We start from the raw sequence: 20495 nt of genomic DNA on the forward strand, positions 1-20495 counted from the left end.
ATCGTGGTGGCCGACAGCCAACTGGCGGCAGGCGAGACATCGCTGGTGACCATCACCTTCAACGAGGCGGTGGTCGGCCTCAGCCTGGCCGACCTGACCGTGGCCAACGGTACCCTTAGCGGGCTCGCCAGCGGTGACGGCGGCTTGACCTGGACTGCGACACTGACGCCCACAGTTGGCATCAGCGATACCAGCAACCTGGTCACCCTGGACAATACCGGCGTGGCGGACCTTGCGGGCAACGCAGGTTCCGGTAGCACCGACTCGAACAATTACGCCATCGACAGCCTGCGCCCGACCGCCACCATCGTGGTCGCCGACAGCAACCTGACCGTGGGCGAAACCAGCCTGGTGACCATCACCTTCAGCGAAGCGGTGACGGGCTTCAGCAACGCCGACCTGACGGTTGCCAATGGCACCTTGAGCGCGCTTTCCAGTGCCGACGGCGGCATCACCTGGACAGCCACCTTCACCCCGGCCGTCGGTGTACGCGATACCAGCAATGTCATCACCCTGGCCAACACGGGCATCGCCGACCTTGCCGGCAACACTGGCAGCGGCACCACCTCGTCGGGCAACTACGCGGTCGACACTATTGTCCCTACGGCGACCATCGTGGTGGCCGACAACGCTTTGCGGGCGGGCGAGTCTAGCCTGGTGACCATCACGTTCAGCGAAGCGGTCAGCGGCTTTACCTTGGCTGACATGAGCGCGGCCAATGGTGTGCTGACCAATCTGAGCAGCCTGGACGGTGGCATCACCTGGACCGCAACGCTGACACCGACCAGCAATGTCGAAGGCACCAGTAACCTTGTTTCTCTGGACAACAGTGGCGTAGTTGCCACGGCCTCTGGCAACGCCGGTGTGGGTAGCAGCATTTCCAACAACTACACCATCGACACACGCGTCCCTAGCGTGACCAGTGTCGGTGGGCCGGCGGGCGTTTCCTACAATGCCGGCGACGCACTGGTGTTCGTGGTCAATGCCAGTGAGGCAGTGCAGGTGGCCGGTTCGCCACGCCTGGCCCTGGACGTCGGCGGGCGCACGGTGTTCGCCGAGTTGATGGCGGGTGCTGGCACGCCGACGCTGGTGTTCCAGTACATCGTCCAGGCCGGCGACAATGACAGCGACGGCATCCGCGTGACCGGCCTGTCGGCCAATGGAGCCACCCTGAGCGATGCCCAGGGTAATGCAATGAACCTGGCCTTGAATGGCGTCGCCGACACCAGCAAGGTGCTGGTCGATACACTGGCACCTGCAGCCGTCGGCATCGTCACCCTCGACCCATCCCCGAGCAACGCGCAGAGCGTACGCTTCACCGTCACCTTCAGCGAACGCGTCAACGGCGTTGACCTGGCCGACTTCAGCCTGGTCGCCAGCGGTACCGCCAGCGCTACGCTCAGTGGCCTGCGCCAGATAAGCGATGGCGTCTATGAGATCACCGCCAGCGGTGTCAGCGGCACCGGTACCCTGGGCTTGAACCTGAAGGCCGCTGGCACTGCGATCAGCGATGTGGCCGGCAACGTGCTGACGGGTGGCCTGACCGGCGCGGTGTACAACATCGACCATGACGCCCCCACGGTGAATAGCGTCAGCGTGCCGGTGGGAGTGCATTACAACACCGGCGATACGCTGACCTTCGTGGTCGATACCAGCGAAGCGGTGATCGTCGATGGCGCCCCGCAACTGGCACTGGATGTGGGTGGGCGTACGGTGTATGCCGATTTCGTCGCTGGCTCCGGCACGCCGACGCTGGTGTTCCAGTACCGCATCCAGGCTGGCGACAACGATGCCGACGGCATTCAGGTAGTGGGGCTGGCAGCCAATGGCGCGGCCTTGCACGACGCTGCCGGCAATGCCTTGCAGCCAGGGCTGGGGGCGGTTGGCGATAGTGCTGGAATCATCGTCGATACACGCTTGCCGAGCGTCGAGTCGATCGTGCCGACGCCAGTCAATGGCAACGGCAGCCAGGGGTTCACCGTGACCTTCAGTGAAGAGGTTCGCGGCGTTGATCTGAGTGACTTCCAGCTGGTATCGAGCGGCAACGCCAGCGGCACCCTGCAATCACTGGTGCAGCTCGACAGCCGTACCTGGCAGGTGAATATCGCCGGGGTTGCCGGCAGCGGCAGCCTGGCATTGGCCTTGAACACCAGCGGCACGGGTATCAGTGACATGGCTGGAAACGGGCTGGAGGGTGGTTTCGTCGGCCAGGGCAGTGTGGTGCAGTCTACCGACGGCGACCCGCAGTTCCTGGCCTACCCGGCCGCGCCGCCAAGTCTGGCTGGCCAGCCTCTACCACTGCCCGGTACACCCGCACCAGCGTTCTCGGCGTTCCAGTCACCTTTGCTGCCAGTACCGTTGTTCGAAGTGCCCAGTGCTGGCGGTGGGCTGCCGCCGCTGGGCAGCATCTTTATCCGCGAGGGGGCCCTGGCGCCTAGCTACCTTGCCCAGGTGTTCGCAGGTCAGCAGGGCGGCTCCGCCATCGGCAACGGCACCGGGGCAGGTTTCCTCGGCTTTGGCGGTGGTGATGCCAGCGTGTTCGGCGCTAGCAGCCTGGCCAATATTTTCGACAAGACGCTGCCGGACGATGGCGGCCAGTATGAGCTCAGCGGTGGCAAACCCTGGCGCCAGGGTGGCGAAGGGCAGTCAGGTGCGCCGACGCTGGGGCAGCAGTTGCAGGCTTTCAAGGAGAGCGAGCAGCGCCAGGTCAGGGAGCTGGCGCTGGCGCTCGGGCAGATCAATACACCCGTGCCCGAGGCGTGAGCCGGAGCTATGGCGGATAACAACACAATGGATATCAAAAAGCAGTACCAGGGGGCGGTGGGGATGAGCAAGGCATCAAGGATATTTGCGATCAGCATGTTGGCACTGACAGTGACCGGTTGTGCGGTAAAGACCCAGCCGATCGAGCGCAGCGTCAGCGAACAGCGCGCGCGTGACGACCTGGCCAGCATGTTCAAGGGCCAGGAGGCACTGCAAGGTCCGCTGACCCTGCACCAGGCAATGGCCCGCGCGGTCAAGTACAACCTGGAGGCGCGCCTGAAGGTGATGGAAGAAGCCTTGGCCCAGCGCCAGGTAGACCTGGCCACGTTCGACATGCTGCCACGCATGGCGATGTCGGCGGGCTATGCAGGGCGCAGCAACACCAGCGCCGCCAGCAGCCGCAGCGTGCTGACCAACACCCAGTCGCTGGAACCCTCCACCTCCCAGGACCGCGACCGCGACGTGGCGGACCTGACCATGGTGTGGAACGTGCTGGATTTCGGTGTCAGCTATGTCAGCGCCAAACAGCAGGGCGACCAGCGCCTGATCGTGCAGGAGCGCCGGCGCAAGGTGGTGCAGACCATCATCCAGGACGTGCGCTCGGCCTACTGGCGGGCGGTTGCCGCTGAACGCCTGCTCAAGCAGATCGATGCGCTGATGGTGCGGGTCGAGCAGGCGCGGGGCAACAGCGAGCGTATGGGCGAGCAGCGCATTGGCGACCAGATCCAGGCGCTCAACTACCAGCGTTCGCTGATAGAAGCCACACGCCAGCTGGAGGAACAGCGCCGCGCCTTGTCGCTGGCCAAGACCGAATTGGGCGCGCTGATCAACTTGCCGCCGGGCACCGAGCTGACCCTGGCGGCCAGCGACGACTACAGCGTGCCCGAACTCAAGGTCGGGCTGGACAGCCTTGAGCAGCAGGCGCTTGCCTCACGCCCCGAACTGCGCGAACAGGACTACCAGGCACGCATCAGCGCCGCCGAGGTGCGTAAGTCGATGCTACGCATGTTGCCTGGCCTGGAGTTCTCCGCTGGCGGCCATTACGACAGCAACAGCTTCCTGACCAACCAGCACTGGGCCGACTACGGCGTGAAGGTCACCTGGAACCTGTTCAACGTGTTGTCCGGCCCAGCGTCGATCGATGTGGCCAAGGCAGGTGAGCAGGTGGTAGAGGCACGCCGCCAGGCCATGTCGATGGCCATTCTGGCCCAACTTTACGTGGCCAACGCCAACTACAGCGAGGCACGTCGCCAGTTCGCCACCAGCCAGCAGATGGTTGCCCTTGATCAACAGATCGTCGAGCAGCTGCGCAACCGCCACCAGGCCCAGGGCATTGGCGAGCTGGAACTGATCCAAGGTGAGCTCAACGCCTTGCAGGCAGACTTGCGCCGCGACCTGGCCTACGCCGAGTTGCGCAACAGCTACGGCCAACTGTTCGCCAGTGCCGGCCTTGATCCGCTGCCGGCAACCTTGCCGTCCGACAAGCTGGCCGACATCGCCCAGGCGCTGGGCAACAGCGAGGCCCGCTGGCAGCGTGGCGAGATCACGCCGGAGTCATGACATCTTGGGGCGCCAAGACCTGCTTGAGGACATAACCCAACAGGAGGTCCTGCGCCGTTTGCAGTGTGGTGCCAGCGGTATCCACTACCAGTTCGGGGTGCTGCGGCGCTTCATAGGGTGCATCGATGCCCGTGAACCCCTTCAGCTCACCCGCCCGTGCCCGGCGGTATAGCCCCTTGGGGTCGCGCGCTTCGCAGGTGGCCAGATCCGCTTTGACATGCACTTCATGGAACCCGGCCTTGCATGCCCGGCGCGCGGCTGCGCGGTCGGCGCGGTAAGGCGAAATGAGCGCAGCGATGCAGATCAGCCCGGCATCGGCGAACAGCGCTGCCACCTCGCCGGTACGGCGGTTGTTTTCATGACGGTCGGCGGGGGAGAAGCCAAGGTCGGCGTTTAGGCCGTGGCGCAGGGCGTCGCCGTCGAGAACGTAGCAGGGGTGGCCTAATTGGTTCAGGCGTAGGGCTAGGGCGTTTGCCAGGGAAGATTTGCCTGCGCCGGAGAGGCCGGTTAGCCAGATTACTGCGCCAGGGTGGTGGGGGGCGCTTCCTGCGTTGGGCACGTTTAGTTCTCCAGGGCGTGAGGTTGGGTTTGCTGGCTTGGATAGTCAGGATAGTTGGGGACGGGGTTGGGAATACGGCAAAGGCTTAGGCTCGGACAAAAACATGGATCGAAGGCAACCCAAAAAGACTTCCGGGGACGCTTGGATTGATTGTTTATTGGGCCGGGGTGAGTTGAAATGGATCTATATCCATATGAAAATTAAGTGGAAAATTTTTCTGTGAAAAAAATTGGAATACCATTCGGAATACCTAGTACCGAATTTTAGACCTGAGATTGGCTTGGCAGATTCTTTGAGTTTTACTACCAGAGCTTTGCGTGAGTATGGAAAGCTTGGTTGACCACATGCCAAAACATCGCTGGCAGTACCGCTCAGAGTACTAGCTTCCATTGGCGTGCCGTCTTTCATGGCGTGATGGAAATTTTCAAATCGAGTTGCCGCTTTTCAGCAGCGCATTTTTAGCGTGGTTCGACCCGTTTGAAAAGTTTACCCGTACGGCTAGGTGCATACGGGCATATCTTTAAGGATTACATTCTGTTGACTCCTGCAGCGAATCGCGTCATGGATATTCTGCTAATACACTGGTGGTATTCAAGGATCAGGCAAGGCAGGGTGTAGCGGTTCGTCCCCTTTTGCGGGGCTCAGGTGATGGTTGCGGGTGTGTGCTAGCTATGATGGCAAAAAAACACCGTGCATGGCTTTACCCAGGTGTGGCCAGCGGATAGGGTGAGGGTCATCGGAAGGATTGGCCTCAGAGGTAGCGCCTATTACCGTGTGAGCCGTCAGGCACCAAGGCCTCATTCACGTCGTCGGTGAGAGGCGGATAAAAGCGGGAATAATACTGGTAGAGGGACGAAGTGAACCAGGTTTTATACGTCGGTGAGTTGGTTTTGTCTAGTGCTTTTCCCGGCATTGGTAAATTGTCGGGACTGGATCGTGAGAGAGGCGAGTGCGAGGTCACCTTCTTCGAATCCCCTTTGAACCCTGAGGCGAGAAAGCTCAAGGTTGATCTGGCCGACGTTAGGAAAACTCAACTCTATGAGGAAGCCATCGTTTATTGTCGAGATCAATTAACAGGCATCTGGCGACGTGGCCGGTACGGTGGTTCGCGGCCACTCGATCGGCACTTGGTGATCTTTCGCACTGACAATAACGATCAAGCGGTAGTCGATATCGATGAAATCTACTGCCTGAATCTCGGAGCGCAGGATTTGCTCGATCCTTCTGCGTTCCTGGCGGCTAGGGCTAACGACGCGCCTTTTTTCTTCCCCCTGCGCCAAGATTTCCTCGAAGCCTATATTGAGCAGCGGGCGGCTTGCCGTTCCATCGGTGCGATTACCAGCAGCAGCGTAGAGTTGGAGCCGCATCAAATTGCGGTAGTTAGACGCATCCTTAAGGACCCATGCCCTAAGTACTTGCTAGCGGATGAAGTGGGCTTGGGCAAGACGATCGAGGCTGGACTGATCATCCGTGAGCACGTGCTTCAGAAGAAGTTCGACGCCAACGTTTTAATTGCGGCGCCGGCCTCTCTTGTCATTCAGTGGCATGAAGAGTTAAAGGGCCGATTTCATCTTGGAGAGTTGATGTCTACAAAGCATCGATCGGAACAGCTGATTCGAGTATGCAGTCATGAACAGTTGGTGACGGCTTTGCGGGAGGGTGGTCAGCCTAGCTTGTTTGTCGTTGACGAGATGCATCAATTGGCGCCGCTGGCCTGGTCTTCCGAGCAACACTCGAATGACCGATTTCAGGTGCTGGCGGAGGCCTGCCAGTCAGCCGAGGTGACCCTGTTGTTGTCGGGAACCCCGTTGAATGGGAACGAAAGAAATTTCCTGGCGATGCTGCACTGCTTGAGTCCCAAAGCTTATGAGATCTCGGAAGCAGGGGTTCAGCGTTTCATCGCTCGAGTCAAGGAGCGTGAGTGGCTTGGTGGGTTGTATAGCGCACTGACCCCGGGTAACTCGAACGCCGCATTGGAACAAGCACTACAGGATCTGCAGGGGAAATTCCCTGAGGATCAGGAGTTGCAAGAGCGAATCGGCAGTTTGATGCCGTTGGTGGATCTCTTTGCCGAGGAGAGCGGCGAGCAGCGCGAGCAACAAATCATAGGCTTGCGGCGTTACCTCGGAGAGCACTACCGCCTGCATCAGCGCATGCTTCGTAACCGCCGGGAAATGGGGCATCTCGCGCAGTTGTTTCCAGGATTGGCTGGTTTGCGCCGTCAATACTGGCCGATAGAACCACGCAGCATGCCATTGGATCTGTTACTGGAAGAGTACCGCAGCCAGGCCTGCCGGGATCCTGATGAGTTCCAGGCAATGAGTTCTGGAGAGTACCTGAACTGGGTTGACGACTTGTTGGGCAGTCCATTACTGGTCAAGCAGCGGGCCGATAGGTTCGACAGGCAACTGTCGGCGACGCTTGAAGCAACCGAGCGAGAGTTCCTCGCCGAAATATCCAAGCAAGCCTCACTCGAGCAGGCGTGTAAAGATCGGAGTTTGATCGCGAGTCTGGAAGATTGGTTGGCCGAAAACCCTAAGGGCAAGGTGGTTATTTTCTGCGGTGACGAAGTAGTCGCTGATCATGTTGCCGCTACGCTCGGTGATTCTCTGGCTGTAGGTATAGAGCGCAATGCTTCCGACCGCGACTTGCATTTCTTGCAGTCGGGCGGTTCTGTGCGGGTATTGGTTTGCGATCAAGGTGGTGAAGATGGTCTTAACCTGCATGGGGGGCAGAAACTCGCCGTGCATTACAGCCTACCGAGATCGTTCAGTCGCGTTGAACAACGTCTGGGACGATTGAACCGTTACAGCGCAAATCTGCGTGGCATCAGGCCTGTGGAAAGTTTGGTTTTGATGTCTGGCCATGATGGTTTATTCAGACGGTGGATAGATCTGCTCGACACATCAGTAGGTGTGTTCAATCAGACGGTGGCCAGTTTGCAGTACGTACTGGAGGAGTATCTCCAATCGACTTGGCAGGCCGTCGCGCGGTTCGGTGATGAAGAGTTGCTTGACTGTGCCAAGCAATTAAGCGGCGAGGGCGGCCTGCTTGACCGCGAGCGTCGTCGGGTGAAAGTACAGGAAGAATTGCTTGCACTGGACGAGGATGTCGCCAAGGCACGGGACTTCGCTGAAACAATTTCTGAGGCGGACGAAGTAGCCGAGGAGCAGATTGGTCGCATGTGTGCCTGGATGACGCGCGGCTTGAACTTTAGGCTAGAGGGGGAACTGCAGCAGCAGTTCAGGTTGGGCTTCGGCTTGGACCCCGCAGAGCGTGGCGGTCGTACTCTGGTGGACGTGAAGACCTTTATTGAAGGTTGCATCACGGGTATTGATCCGGAAAGTGGTAACCCGCCATACACCGCTCCCATGAGTTTCTCGCGGCAGCAGGTTTCAGCTAAAACGGGCGTGTATCCCTTCCGTTACGGTCAGCCGTTCGTGGACTCCATATATCAACTGGCCGCTGGTGATTCGCGCGGAGCAACCAGTGCTTTTTTGCGCGTGCTCGAAAAAAGCAACTTGATCGCACCGAAAATATTCTTCCGCCTTAATTGGTTGGTGGCTGCTACGAGGCTTGGGGCTAGTCGCCTGGAGCAACTCCGTGGCGATGAGATAATGCCGCCTTCAGTGCGGAGCCATTGGCTGGCGGAGGATGGCAGCCTGGTGCTTTCTGAGAGTATGTTGAGGTCTTTGGAATGGCCTTACGACAAATCAAGTCCTGGTTTTCAAGATATCAATTTACGCAGTGACGTCTGGCCTGAACTGGAGTCCTTGTTACCGGCAGAGCATTGGAAGCGAATGGTCTTGGAGGTTATGTCTTTGAGTCGCCAACAGACTTTGGCGGATTTGCCTCAAATGAAGATCTTTTCGTTTGAGCCGCAGTTGCATCTGCTATCGATGCGTGCAGTAGTAGTGTGCACGAAAAAAATGCTGCAGGGGGCGTGATGCAAGCTCAGTGGAATGCGCTACAAGCAGCACTATTGAACCAGGGCGTGCAGGGCGAGGCCAGCGTGCTGTCTGAACCGTTTTTTATTCGGTTACTAAAGGTATTTCAGGATTCTCAATCAGGTCCGGCGGATCGCGCGGCGGTGTGTCGGGATGCTTTGGGATGCGCATTAGCCCACGGCATCATCGATCCTGCGTTACGACTACCTAATGCTGCTGTTGCAAATATATATCTTGCTCGCGCTGGGGTAGTCCGGGATGCCGTGACCGGTTACGTGCGGATGAAGGATGTTCCGACTGATGACGCTCTTGCTGTTTATGGGCATCGACATCGTCGTCATCTGAAGGCTGTGCCAATGGACGTGGCTCTGCGGAAGAGGCTCAATAATGAGCAGTTCCTTTCATATCAAGGACTTGGGCAGCAAGCAGCCGTTCGTACAGTTTTGACATCTCCTCCCGACAGCACGCTGATCATCAATCTGCCCACCGGTAGCGGGAAGACTCTCGTCATTCATGCACTGAGCCTGTTTGCGGGCAAGCAGAAACTTGTGCTAGCCATTGTGCCAACCGTAGGGTTAGCGCTGGAGCAGGCTGCTCGTGCCGCTGAGATACTTAACCGCGCGGATTGTGGTCATGGAGGTAGTTACGCCTTGTATGGAGGGCAGGCGGATGCTGAGCATCAGCAAGTCCTTAAGCGTTTAAAAGACGGCGATCAGCGCATTTTGTTTTGTTCCCCCGAGTTGGCTACTGGCAAACTCCGGCCGGCGCTTTTTCGGTTGGCACAGGAAGGACGATTGGAGGCACTGGTTGTCGACGAGGCGCATATGATTGACCACTGGGGGGCTGGATTCCGTCCGGAATTCCAACTGCTGGCCCCCTTGTTTCGCTCGTTAAGGGAGCACTCGCCGCAAGGTGTACGTACCGTTCTAATGTCGGCAACCTTCAGTGATCCGACCCTGCAGTTGCTTAAGGATTCGTTTGTCCAGGAAGGAAAACAAGCCATCGAAATCCATGGCAGTTTCTTACGTCCAGAACCGAACTTTAATGTGCTGAAAGTTACTGACTCTGCAGAGCATCAACTTGCTGTATTAGAGGCGCTCCGGAGTTTGCCTCGGCCACTTATTTTGTATACCACTAAGAAAAAAGAGGCTGAAAGCTGGAAGAGTTTACTGCTTGTGGAGGGGTTTAATAGAGTCGGTCTGTTCTATGGATCAACCGCTGCAGATGAACGTGACGACTTGATCGTCAAGTGGCGGAATGACGAACTGGATATCATAGTTGCTACTTCCGCTTTCGGAGTGGGCATGGATAAGTCCGGGGTGCGGACGGTTCTGCATGCAACTGTGCCGGAGAGTTTAGATCGGTTCTATCAGGAGGCCGGACGCGGGGGGCGTGATGGCACGGCCTGCTGGTCTTGGCTTATCTACCATCCGGGACAGTTGAATATTGCGGAAAGGCTATCGCAGGAGAAGTTGATCTCTGCGGAGTTGGGGGTGGAACGCTGGAAAATGTTGTTAGGAAGTAGGGAGGTCAGTGGTGAGTACTTCACAATTTCTAGATCTGCGCTGCACCGCGGCCTACCTCGTCATAGCAAAAGTAACGAAATGTGGAATCTGCGTACCCTGCAGTTGATGCAGCGTGCGGGGTTAATACGTCTGTTTTTTGCTCCACCTGAACCGCCACAGTTCGAGGGCGAGTTAACATTAGAAAATGAGCGGATTATAAAAGAGTATTTTGAGGATTATTTCAGTCGTATCGGTGTTCAGATTCTTATCGACTCCCATTTAGCTCAAGAGGTATGGCAGAAGCAGATAGCCCCGCGTCGCGATCAGGAAAAAAAGGCCAGAGCAGATGGTTTTGATCGTTTAGCCGGATGGCTAAAAGACACGCAGCAACCGCTATGCTCGAAGTTGGAAGAATACTATCGTCCTAGCGGAATCCCCCCTGAACGCAGTTGTGGTGGATGTCCTGGTTGTCGTAGTCAGGGGAGAGGAGTTTTTACTCCAACACTGGGGAATATATTTCATCTGCGTGGTTTAGAGTTATCACGTATCCCTAATTGGATGCCATCTTCACTGTTACTTCGGGTCCGCTATCAACCTGAGTCGTACGCCAGGGTTACGACTAAAGCATTGCTGCACAATTGGCGTTTCTGGATGCAAAAATTATTGCGTACTAGGCAAGTTCAGGCTGTACGCGCCAGCAGGGCAGTGCTGGATGAAATATACCAAAACGACGCCTTGAAAGCGCTGCCGTTCTGGTGTGCCCTTGATCCGCAAGATAATCCAGGGGGATGGATTGAGTTGGTGTTACTAATGCCAGGTGAAACCCACTTGCCGCAGCCGAGTTTTGAGGATCCCCCAAGAGTTATTGTCGCGCCTGAAAAATTGGCTGCCCCGTCTTCAGCCTATCGCACCTGGTGGGAATGCCACCCCGGCAGTAAAGTTCTAGAAAGTTTTGCACAGGAGTTTCAGTAATGTCGATGGTAAACAATGCCAACCCAGGTAGTAGTTTGGTGTTGCTTAATCTCATTGATCGGGCATTAGTGCGAAGAGATAAGCCCTTATCTCGCATTGACTTATTGGAGATTTTTCGCCCTGACTCTTTGCCTAAGTCCGAAAATGCTCGAGGAAAATTTAACCCGAATTTAGATTTTTGGTTGAAGGAAGGTCTCTGGCTGCAAGATGACGGTGGCAATATCTCTGTATCTGAAGACGCGACAGACCGAAATTTAGCGCACAGAGTGTTAAAGGTAATAATTAGTAATGCTAGGGAAAGCACTGATCAGGCGCTTTTGGATGGTAATCGAATTGAGCCTTTTTTTCGGGCTATGACCTGTCTGTTAGTGCAGCAGGGTTATACCTTTATGGGTGGGGACGAGGTGGGGATTGGGAATGGACAAGAAGCGGTAAATCGATGGCTGCCTGGGGCGCGCGGGCTTAACGTTACTAACGAGTTATCTATTTTTTTAAAATACGGAGACTTTCTGGGTTTTCTCGAGCCTTATCGTGAAGGCTACATTGTTGATCCAACTCGTGCGATCAAACCGTTTTTAGAGTCACTGTTTGCGGTTGAAAAAAAATTACCGATAAGGGTTTTTATTGGGCGATTGGCCGAGCAAATACCACTGTTGGATAACGGTCGCATTCGCTGCTTACTCGAACCTCTCATGCAAGAACTAGGTTGGCATCCAAGAAAGGAACATCACGTCAGTCCGGCTTTAAGCCACGCATTAGTTCGTTTGGAGAGTACTTTCCGCTTGCGTTTTGAGAAGGCCTCCGATGACGCCTCTAGTATGGAGTTGCAACTTCCTGGCGGAGTGACTCGAGTTGTGAGTGATGTTATTTACGTTCCAGTGGTGACGGCATGAATTTGATTAATTACTGGCCTCAATCAGAATATGTCACCCAGTGCATCCGTACAGAGGCCGAAGAACTGGCAGAACATGTGCTTCTGGCCGTTCATGAGCCGATGCAATTGTTGCGTATCGGCGCAGGGGTTGACCAACTATGCGATGAGAAAAATCTACTTGATCACTTTCTGTCGATAGAGCGACCAGTCCCTATCATCGGACGGTCTGGGGTGGGTAAGTCCCACCTGATTCGCTGGATGGATGCAAAATTAAAACTGCACTCTGATTACCATAGTTGGCATGTGGTGCGCATTCCCAAAAATGCCAGCCTGCGTCAGGTGCTAGAACTCTTATTGGCTGGGCTTGAGGGTGAGGAGTTTGAGCAAGCTCGTAGTCGTATTAGTACTGTTGGTGAACAACTAAAGACCGAGGCAGTCGCGGATCTGTTGCTGACATTCATGTCTCAGCAACTGAATAAATTGCACCAAGATGCTGCGCAGATGATGGCGTATTATCGGGAGCATCCAGAATCCCAGGTGACGTTGAGTGATGCAGAGAAACAGCGCCTGCGGGATATTCAAACCTATACCCTGCCTGGGCGAGGGCTTTCAGAGTTAATAACTGATTCTAACTTTAAAAAGAACCTGCTTAACCCTGAGCATTGCATTTATCAGTTTGCTAGTCGTCTTACCCATGGGGCAACCGATCATGAACTGATTCGCAACGATTACCAGATCAAGGACGGAGATCTTGATTTCAGTTTTAATCTTGATGATCTGTCTCTAAGCGCTCGGCAGTGTGTCAGTACTACTCAGTTAAATACTAATCAAGTTGCCAGAGAGGGGGCTGCTCGGGTACTCAACGAGGTTCTTGGTGAGTCTACACGTACTGTTTTTGGATATCTTTTTCAATTCAACGGTGGCGGTTTTCAAGATCTATTCAAGGAGGTTCGTCGCTCACTGAAAAAACAAAATCGTACTCTGGTGGTGTTGGTAGAGGATATGGCGGCCATTTCCGCTATCGAGGACGTACTGATTGATAGCCTGCTGGAAGAGTCGCTGCGTGATGGTAAGCAGGAGTTATGCACTCTGCGTTCGGCCATTGCGGTAACCGACGGCTACCAAGGATATCTGCGTCGGCAGGATACGATTAAAACTCGCGCCCAGTATGAGTGGCATATCCGCGAGCACGGGCAGGATCGTGAGTTGACCTTAGAGCGGATTATCGATTTCTGCGGACGTTATCTGAATGCCGCCCGTTATGGAAGCGAGGTGTTGAAATCTTCATGGCGGGTTCGAGAGTCCGACTCGTGGCCACCAGTTTGGTCAGATTCCGATGATGATGGCGATGACTTAAAAGCGTTCGGTTATGCGTCCAGTGGGATACCTCTTTTCCCTTTCAATCGTAATGCGATTGAAGCACTGGCTGATAATTTTTGTCGTAAAGGCGATGAAGAGCTCAAGTTTAATCCTCGGCAGGTGTTGAACGAAATTCTCTTGCGCACCCTTAGCGATTATCGGGAAGCATGTTTGTTGAAGGCGTTTCCGCCTGCAGATTTTGCCGGAATTAGAGTTAAGACTGGACTGTCAGGTGCTTTGCAGAAGCTTGAAAAGCCAGAGCGCTGTAAAACAGTAGCGGCTATCTGGGGATATGACAGTCGCTCGGTCGAGGATCTACAAAGCAAGATGGATGGTCGCGTTGCTAGCGTCTTCGGCCTAGACGGTCTGGCTGCGTTACTCAAGGATAGAGTAAGTGTTTATGTTGCTCCCCCGAGCAGGGGTATGGTTTCGGAAACCTCAAGTCGATATGAAAAATCAGGGGCTTTAAAAGGCGTATCCCTAGAGCAAGTGGACGCCGATCAGGAAAAACTGCAACTGTTGGAGGAGTCCGTCACCCTTTGGTTTCAGCGAAAGAAAAAACTGGGACAAACAGAGGCTCGCATCTTACGTGCAGGGCTTTTGTGGATATATGAGCAGTATGCACACTTTGATTGGATGGGGATAAGGGAGAAGCTATCTCTAAAAAGTGGAGCATTTGTACTGATAGATCTTCCTTATGCTGAAAGTAACGTTACGGGAAGTAAGATATCGTTCTGTTTGGAAAAGGATTTTAAGATTCCAAAGAAATCAGAGTTTTTGCAGGGCGTAGCACTCGCACTACTCCGTTACGATTTTTATAATCCGAAGTTTAATGGGGCTATCGAATGGGGGTATCCCAACGGTTTTGAGGACTTTCTTCTCTATCAAAGTTTTGCCGCGAGTTGGGTGCCAGATGTCTTGCAGACACTGACGGTTGAGGCGCGACAAATCTTGCCAAGCTTGTTAGGCAAACAACTGCACTCGGCCATAACACTGGGTTTGTTGGCGGACAGCAATAATGATCGTCAACGATTAAATGAATTACTTAGAACAAGTGAAGAAGTTCGTGCGTTTGAAATTCCGGCAATTGTTCCAGAGCTAAGGCAGGCGCGCGAGCAAGTGCTTACTGCCTGGAATGATCAGCGTGAGGACTGGTTAAAACTAGTTTCCGCGAATGATCATGGAGTGGATGGAGACTTGGCTCTCAATGCTTTTAAGAACGCCAAGACATATCAAAATCCTCAAATTGCAAAATTGTCGAGCTTAATAAATCAATCTCTGCGATCTTCAATCAGCGTTGTTGAGGTTCTAGATGGTTGCACTCGACAAGATGTCTTTTGTTCATTGTTGGATGAGATGGCCGATCTAGTTCGTGACATCAGCGATGGCGGAGAGCATTACCCAGTTAATCCAGGCTTCCCTAGCGCTAAGAAAATGCGGGCTTCGCTGGTTGATTTGAAAGGCAGTGAAAATTGGAGGGTGGTGAAAGATCTGCTTGCAGTTCGCGAGGAAATGGATGTGGTTAGGCACTTGCAACGAGTCAACCAAATTGACGGTCAGCGTCTGGAGCAAGTAGTGGAGGTATTAACGAATTGGAAATTTTTTTACAGTTACGTATTGCCTAGGCTGGAGTCAGAAAATAAGAAGTCGGGAGGAGATATTCTCAAACAGTCTCAAGATAGTGTGACCCGTCTACTTGATGAAATGACAGAAACAGTGACTGACCTGTGGGAGGAAAGTCATGAGTGCGCTTGAACAGCAGATCCGAAACTTGCGCAGCGAACTGCTGTTGAGTCAGTCTGCTGGACAGTCCCGTGAGTCGATCGAGGACTGTAAGCATATTTACGAGCGGTTCCAAGATATCGCTAGTAGCCTTAAAGCCATGGTTGCCAACGCCGCAGTGCTCAAGGCGCTACCGGCGGACGCTCCTGAGCTGATGCAATTAAGTGCAGAGCTACAGGAGCAATGCAGCAAAGCACTTGCCAGTCTTAAGCTTTTCATTGGCGTTTGGTCGCAAAAAAAATCTGCGGCTCGTCAGGACGATGCTCTTAATAATGCACAGGTAGCGCTCGGAAACTTGACTGCTCAGTTAGAAGAAAAAGTTATGTCTTGTTGGTCGGGATGGACCATTCAACTTGATAGTTTATGCCGAGTTGAAAAGGTGATGCTTGATACTCAGCGCGGGATTCCTGGCGTCGAAAGGCTCTATACGGAGTACGTCGCTCTGCGTAAACAGTTCTTGGCACAAGCCAAACAAGTGCCTGAGACCGTTTGGTGTATTCAAGAGTTAAGTAAACTGGCAGAGCGCATGCAGGAGTTGCGGACTCAGATGGATTTCGATCTGCCAACAGATGTCAGCAATTTTTTTAACCGGCTTAATCAGCCTGGAAATCTTGGCCAGGTATCGCTCTCCTTGATGACGCTGGAAACTTTACAGTGGCTTCAAAAACATGATCTTTTGGGGCAGTTCACAGTTAGTCGGAAAGCTTATAATGACCATTAATCTAGAGCAGTTGCATGCTTGTTTGGATAGGTTAGAGGAGCAGGAAACCAGTCTATTAGTTTGGGGCGATACCGGTGGTTTTTTCAGCGAAGATGAGGTGTTTACAATACTAGAGGGGGTACTGCCAGATCACGATCCTTATGATGTGCTGATTGAGTTAAGTAAGCATGCGATGCTCATCGAGGTCCCCCATCCTGAAGGCATAACAAATGTTTACCGGACGAGAATGGGCGAGGCGGCGCACTTATATCGAAATCTTAGGCAGTGGTTTCTCAAGCAACCGATAGATCGCTCTCGTACGTTAGTCTCGGATTTCCGCTTTTTGCGGCGACCTCGTAGTTACCCAAAACGCAATCAAGCCCCAGCGCAACTGTTGCCTCAGTGGTTGCAGATGTCGGGACTGCAGGCCCCTGAACATTTAAAGGTAGCCATTGAGTCATTACTCGAATCGGCCAGAAACCCACTGGATTTGGCCGGTTTTCAGACCCGTGCCACATCGAGAATTTTGCAGGCATTCAGTACGCATCGCAACGGACAGTTCCATGCCTCCGGCACCATTGTTTGTGCTGGTACAGGTAGTGGAAAGACGCTGTCGTTCTATTTGCCAGGACTAGCCGCACTTGCTGCGGACCTGCTGGGCAATCACACGCCCAGGGTTCGGATTCTAGCTATCTATCCGCGAAATGAACTGCTCAAAGACCAGTTTATGGAGGCCTGGACCCAGTGCCGTAAACTCGATGGCCTGATGCAGGCCGGAATTGGACGCAAGATTCGCATTGGCGCCCTCTATGGTGATACCCCTACTGAATGGCAATGGGCTGGGGTAGATTTTAAAACGAAGAAACCGAGTCTGGCGTTTGACTTGCTGCGATGCTCCAGCAGTAGTTGCGGCGGAAAGATGGAATGGCGTGCCAACCTTAAAGGGGTTAAATGCAATCGCTGCGGGCACTGCGTGGCCGATGACGAAGTAGCTTTGACTCGTCGTTGCCAGGCAGATTTTCCGCCGGATATTTTGTTTACCACCACTGAGATGCTCAATCGAAGACTTGGGGATTTTAGTTGTAACCACCTTTTTGGTGTTGGCCCGCAAGCAGGGCCGACGCTAGTGCTACTTGATGAGGTACACACCTACGGTGGTAGCAGTGGGGCGCAGACGGCGTACTTACTGCGGCGTTGGATGAAGCGCGCTCAATGCCGGCCCCATTTTGTGGGGCTATCTGCAACCTTGACTGATGCTGCACGCTTTTTTGCCGACTTGGTCGGGGCGCGCCAAGAGCATGTTGAGTTGGTTGAACCGTTGCCTGATGAAATGATCGATCAAGGTGCGGAGTATCTGATGGTGCTACGCGGTGATCCGGTCTCACAGACTGCTTTGCTGTCGACCACCATTCAGGCCAGCATGCTAACTAGGCGCATTCTGGATGCCCGCAAGGGCTGTTCTAAGGGAACGTGGGGGAGTAAAACCTTCGTCTTTACCGACGACTTGGACGCCAATAATCGTCTTTATCACCAACTAGCAGATGCCGAAGGATGGCGTACGAATAAGTGGGGGCTAAAACCTCACCACCCCACACTGGCTAGCTTGCGCGGTCCGAAGAATGAGCAGGGTGTAGATGAGCAGGAAGCGGTGCATCCTCTAGAACGTGTTCGTCTAGGGCAAGACTGGAGGGTGGGCACTGACATAGGCCATTTGCTCAGTGACGATGATCGCGCGGTAGTCGGTCGTACATCAAGCCAAGATGTAGGAGTCGATGCTGACGCTGAGATTGTCGTTGCCACGGCCTCACTTGAGGTGGGCTTCAACGACCCAGCAGTGGGGGCAGTACTGCAGCACAAGGCGCCGCGTGATGTTGCGTCATATTTGCAGCGCAAGGGCCGAGCAGGTCGCTCTCGTACCATGCGCCCTTGGATGTTGGTAGTCCTTTCCGAGTTTGGTCGCGATCGAGTTGCATTTCAACGCTACGAAGAGTTGCTTAGCCCAGAAATTAAGCGGCAAGGTTTGCCGTTACACAACAGCCATATTCAGAAAATGCAAGCAGCTATGGCGCTACTCGACTGGCTAAGTGAACAAATAGGCAGTGGCGCCGTTTGGACGATACTGCGAAAGCCTCAGGCTAATAAGAGTGGTTGCAAGAGATTATTGGTTTTAGTTGACCAACTACTGCAACCAGGCAGCCTGCAAGATGAGTTTACTGCTTATTTGAAAGATGCCCTGCATGTCGACAACGATGCTCTGCAGCGTATTCTTTGGGCTCCGCCGCGTTCGGTTATGCTTGAGTTGTTACCTGCTCTGCAGCGCAAACTGGTTACCGACTGGTCAGCCAATGGCCAACTCTGGGTAGATTTGGCTAAAGGAAGTTCACCACTACCGGAGTTTATCCCTGAAGCGCTGTTTGCCGAATTGAGCTTACCCAGTCTGTTTATTGCCTTGGTGCGCGGTGTGGATGCGAGCGTCGAGTGGACAGATTTGCCGATTTTCCAAGCTCTACGCGAGTTTGCCCCTGGACGGATTTCCAAGCGCTATGCCATTGACAGTAACTTGGATGCTGACTGGCTAATTCCAGAAAGTTTCGTTCCTGAACCTGGCGGCGATCAGCAGTCCGAGTTTGAGGTTTGTGAGGCTTTTGGCGAGCAGTTACGTGATGAGGGCCTGGTTGGCAGTAGCGCTGCTCACCCGTTGACAGTACTGCGCCCAAGCGTCGTCTATACCCGTCGTCTCGAAACGAAGTTAAACCTAACTGAGAAAAGCAACGCGCGACTTGTGTGGCAAGCCGAGTTTCGTGTGCCGTCATTGACTGAGGTGCATGAGCCTCCAGTCGGAAGTTGGGGAAGACATCTGACCGATGTGACCTTCTGTTTGCACCAGCAAATGACTCCTCTGGAGGTGGTGCGATTCAGCACCGCAGCGAATGCCAGTTTGCGGTTTAACAACGGGGAAAATACCCGGGTGAGATTTGACTGGCAGCGCAGCGGTGAACCTGTAGCTATCGGTGCGCGGCAGTGGGTCGATGGCATGCGTTTGCGCTTTCAGATTAGTGATCAAGTGATTGGCGATATGTTGGCAAGCCCACAGGTTTTACGCGGACTGCGCCCGTTATTCTTCCGTCATCTTGTTGATCAACAAGATATTCTTTGTGGTGACCCCTTCAAGGCAAATTGGATTGCCGAGTGTTACTTAGCCGCTTTGGCCGGAGAGTTGTTTGATATAGATCCCACAGATGATCAACCATTAACCAGTGCGCTAACTCGGTTGCACACGACTGCTGGTATTGAGCGTTTGCGCAAAATTCCACAGAGTTTGTTTCAGCCCGATGAACAGTTGGATTCTGTGCAAGAGCAAAAATTGCAAGCGGATCTGCGTGAGTTACTGGCGCGGGATGATCTGCTCATCTGCCTACAGGAGTGCGCCCGTGCACTGTGGGTGGATGTAGATTTGCTACCTGAATTGCCTCTCTGGAGTCGCACATTGTTAGCCAACACTCTCGCTGCCGCTGCCCAGCGAACAATGTGCGTGCTGCTGCCGGATGTTGAAGAACGGGCGGTATTGGCCGATGCGGTATGGCTGGAGGAATGCCTGGAGATCTGGTTGAGTGAGTCGGAGGCTGGGGGTAACGGGATTATAAGTCGCTTGGAGCAAGCATATTTCGAGGATCCACTTCGCGTTCTTAATACTCTCGCACGTAGCCTACAGCCAAGTGACTATGAACAGATTGATTTTGATCTGTACCAATTGCTGGGGCTTGTAGTCCCAGGAGGCAGTCTGGCTGATGCATTAGCCTCGGTGCGAGGGGCCGGTGATTTGCGGCATCGCCGTGAAGCCAATGCAGAACTGCACCGACTTCTGCTCAGCGAAGGCTTTGCCCTGAGTCACAGTTTCTTGAGTGTGCTGTATTCGAGAGCTCTAAGACCTGGCAGCAATGACTCCACTGACGCAGCCTTGTTTGAATTACTGAGCGCCTGGCGAGCGTTGGAGGCTGATAGCGGCCTTGAATGGGCCCTAAATATCGCAGCTCATGCACTTGCGTCCAAAGATCTGGGTAAGCAGGCAACCGCTGTTGAGGTGTTCCAAGGGCTGTGCCGCAATCAGGGGTTGTTGTGGCCACGTGGCAATGCCATTCGTCAGTCTGAGATGAGTTACTACAACCCGTTCCAAAACGGTGTTGCCTCCACTGAACGCTTACTTGGCAGCTTTCTGTTTGCAGAGCAAGAACCGCTTGTTCAACTCTCCTCTGGCTACCTGGCTGAGTTGCATGGAGTGTTATGCCGAGCAGGGCGTGCGGACCTGCTACTTCCGCGCACACAGATTACCAATATTTCGCAACTGATTGCTGAGATTCAGTTGCAACCGGTTGATCACTTAGGGCTTTGGTTGTATCCGCGCATCGGGGCTATGGCTCGGTTGCAGGATGGTGTGGTACTGCGAATCGAACTGGCTGAGGCCATTCAATAAGAG

General features: G+C 54.2%; 9 protein-coding genes. 8 read left to right on the forward strand and 1 reads right to left on the reverse strand.

The features are described from left to right. A partial coding sequence (locus EGJ09_RS26725; RefSeq protein ID WP_256658418.1) for an Ig-like domain-containing protein occupies positions 1–2763 on the forward strand: 2763 nt, incomplete at its 5' end. Positions 2764–2826: 63 nt separating this feature from the next. Beyond that, entirely contained in the window at positions 2827–4323 is a 1497-nt protein-coding gene (locus EGJ09_RS07335; protein WP_125923572.1) for a TolC family protein, read from the forward strand. Here the strand turns inward: EGJ09_RS07335 and cysC are convergent. Beyond that, positions 4307–4882, reverse strand: a complete 576-nt coding sequence (gene cysC, locus EGJ09_RS07340; RefSeq protein ID WP_125923531.1) for an adenylyl-sulfate kinase — start codon at positions 4880–4882, stop codon at positions 4307–4309. The genes EGJ09_RS07335 and cysC overlap by 17 nt on opposite strands. Positions 4883–5739: 857 nt before the next feature. On the opposite strand from cysC, the gene dpdE reads away from it, so the two are divergent. From dpdE to dpdJ, 6 genes are read left to right on the forward strand one after another with little or no spacing between them, the layout of a single operon-like run. Beyond that, positions 5740–8829, forward strand: coding sequence for a protein DpdE (gene dpdE / locus EGJ09_RS07345; protein WP_125923532.1), 3090 nt, complete (start codon positions 5740–5742; stop codon positions 8827–8829). Then, on the forward strand, positions 8829–11306 hold the full coding sequence (gene dpdF / locus EGJ09_RS07350) for a protein DpdF (protein WP_125923533.1): 2478 nt from the start codon (positions 8829–8831) through the stop codon (positions 11304–11306). Before dpdE ends, dpdF begins: the two co-directional genes overlap by 1 nt. Beyond that, entirely contained in the window at positions 11306–12199 is an 894-nt protein-coding gene (gene dpdG / locus EGJ09_RS07355) for a protein DpdG (RefSeq protein WP_125923534.1), read from the forward strand. Before dpdF ends, dpdG begins: the two co-directional genes overlap by 1 nt. Continuing rightward, a complete protein-coding gene (gene dpdH, locus EGJ09_RS07360) occupies positions 12196–15294 on the forward strand; it encodes a protein DpdH (protein WP_125923535.1) in 3099 nt (1032 codons plus the stop codon). Before dpdG ends, dpdH begins: the two co-directional genes overlap by 4 nt. Then, positions 15281–16042, forward strand: a complete 762-nt coding sequence (locus EGJ09_RS07365; protein WP_125923536.1) for a hypothetical protein — start codon at positions 15281–15283, stop codon at positions 16040–16042. The genes dpdH and EGJ09_RS07365 overlap by 14 nt, the downstream gene beginning before the upstream one ends. Continuing rightward, the gene (gene dpdJ, locus EGJ09_RS07370; protein ID WP_125923537.1) at positions 16032–20492 is read left to right on the forward strand and encodes a protein DpdJ; all 4461 of its coding nucleotides are present in this window, start codon (positions 16032–16034) and stop codon (positions 20490–20492) included. Before EGJ09_RS07365 ends, dpdJ begins: the two co-directional genes overlap by 11 nt. The last annotated feature ends 3 nt before the right edge of the window (positions 20493–20495 follow it).

The sequence above is a fragment of the Pseudomonas sp. p106 genome, assembly GCF_003936645.1.
GTDB classification, from domain to species: domain Bacteria; phylum Pseudomonadota; class Gammaproteobacteria; order Pseudomonadales; family Pseudomonadaceae; genus Aquipseudomonas; species Aquipseudomonas putida_E.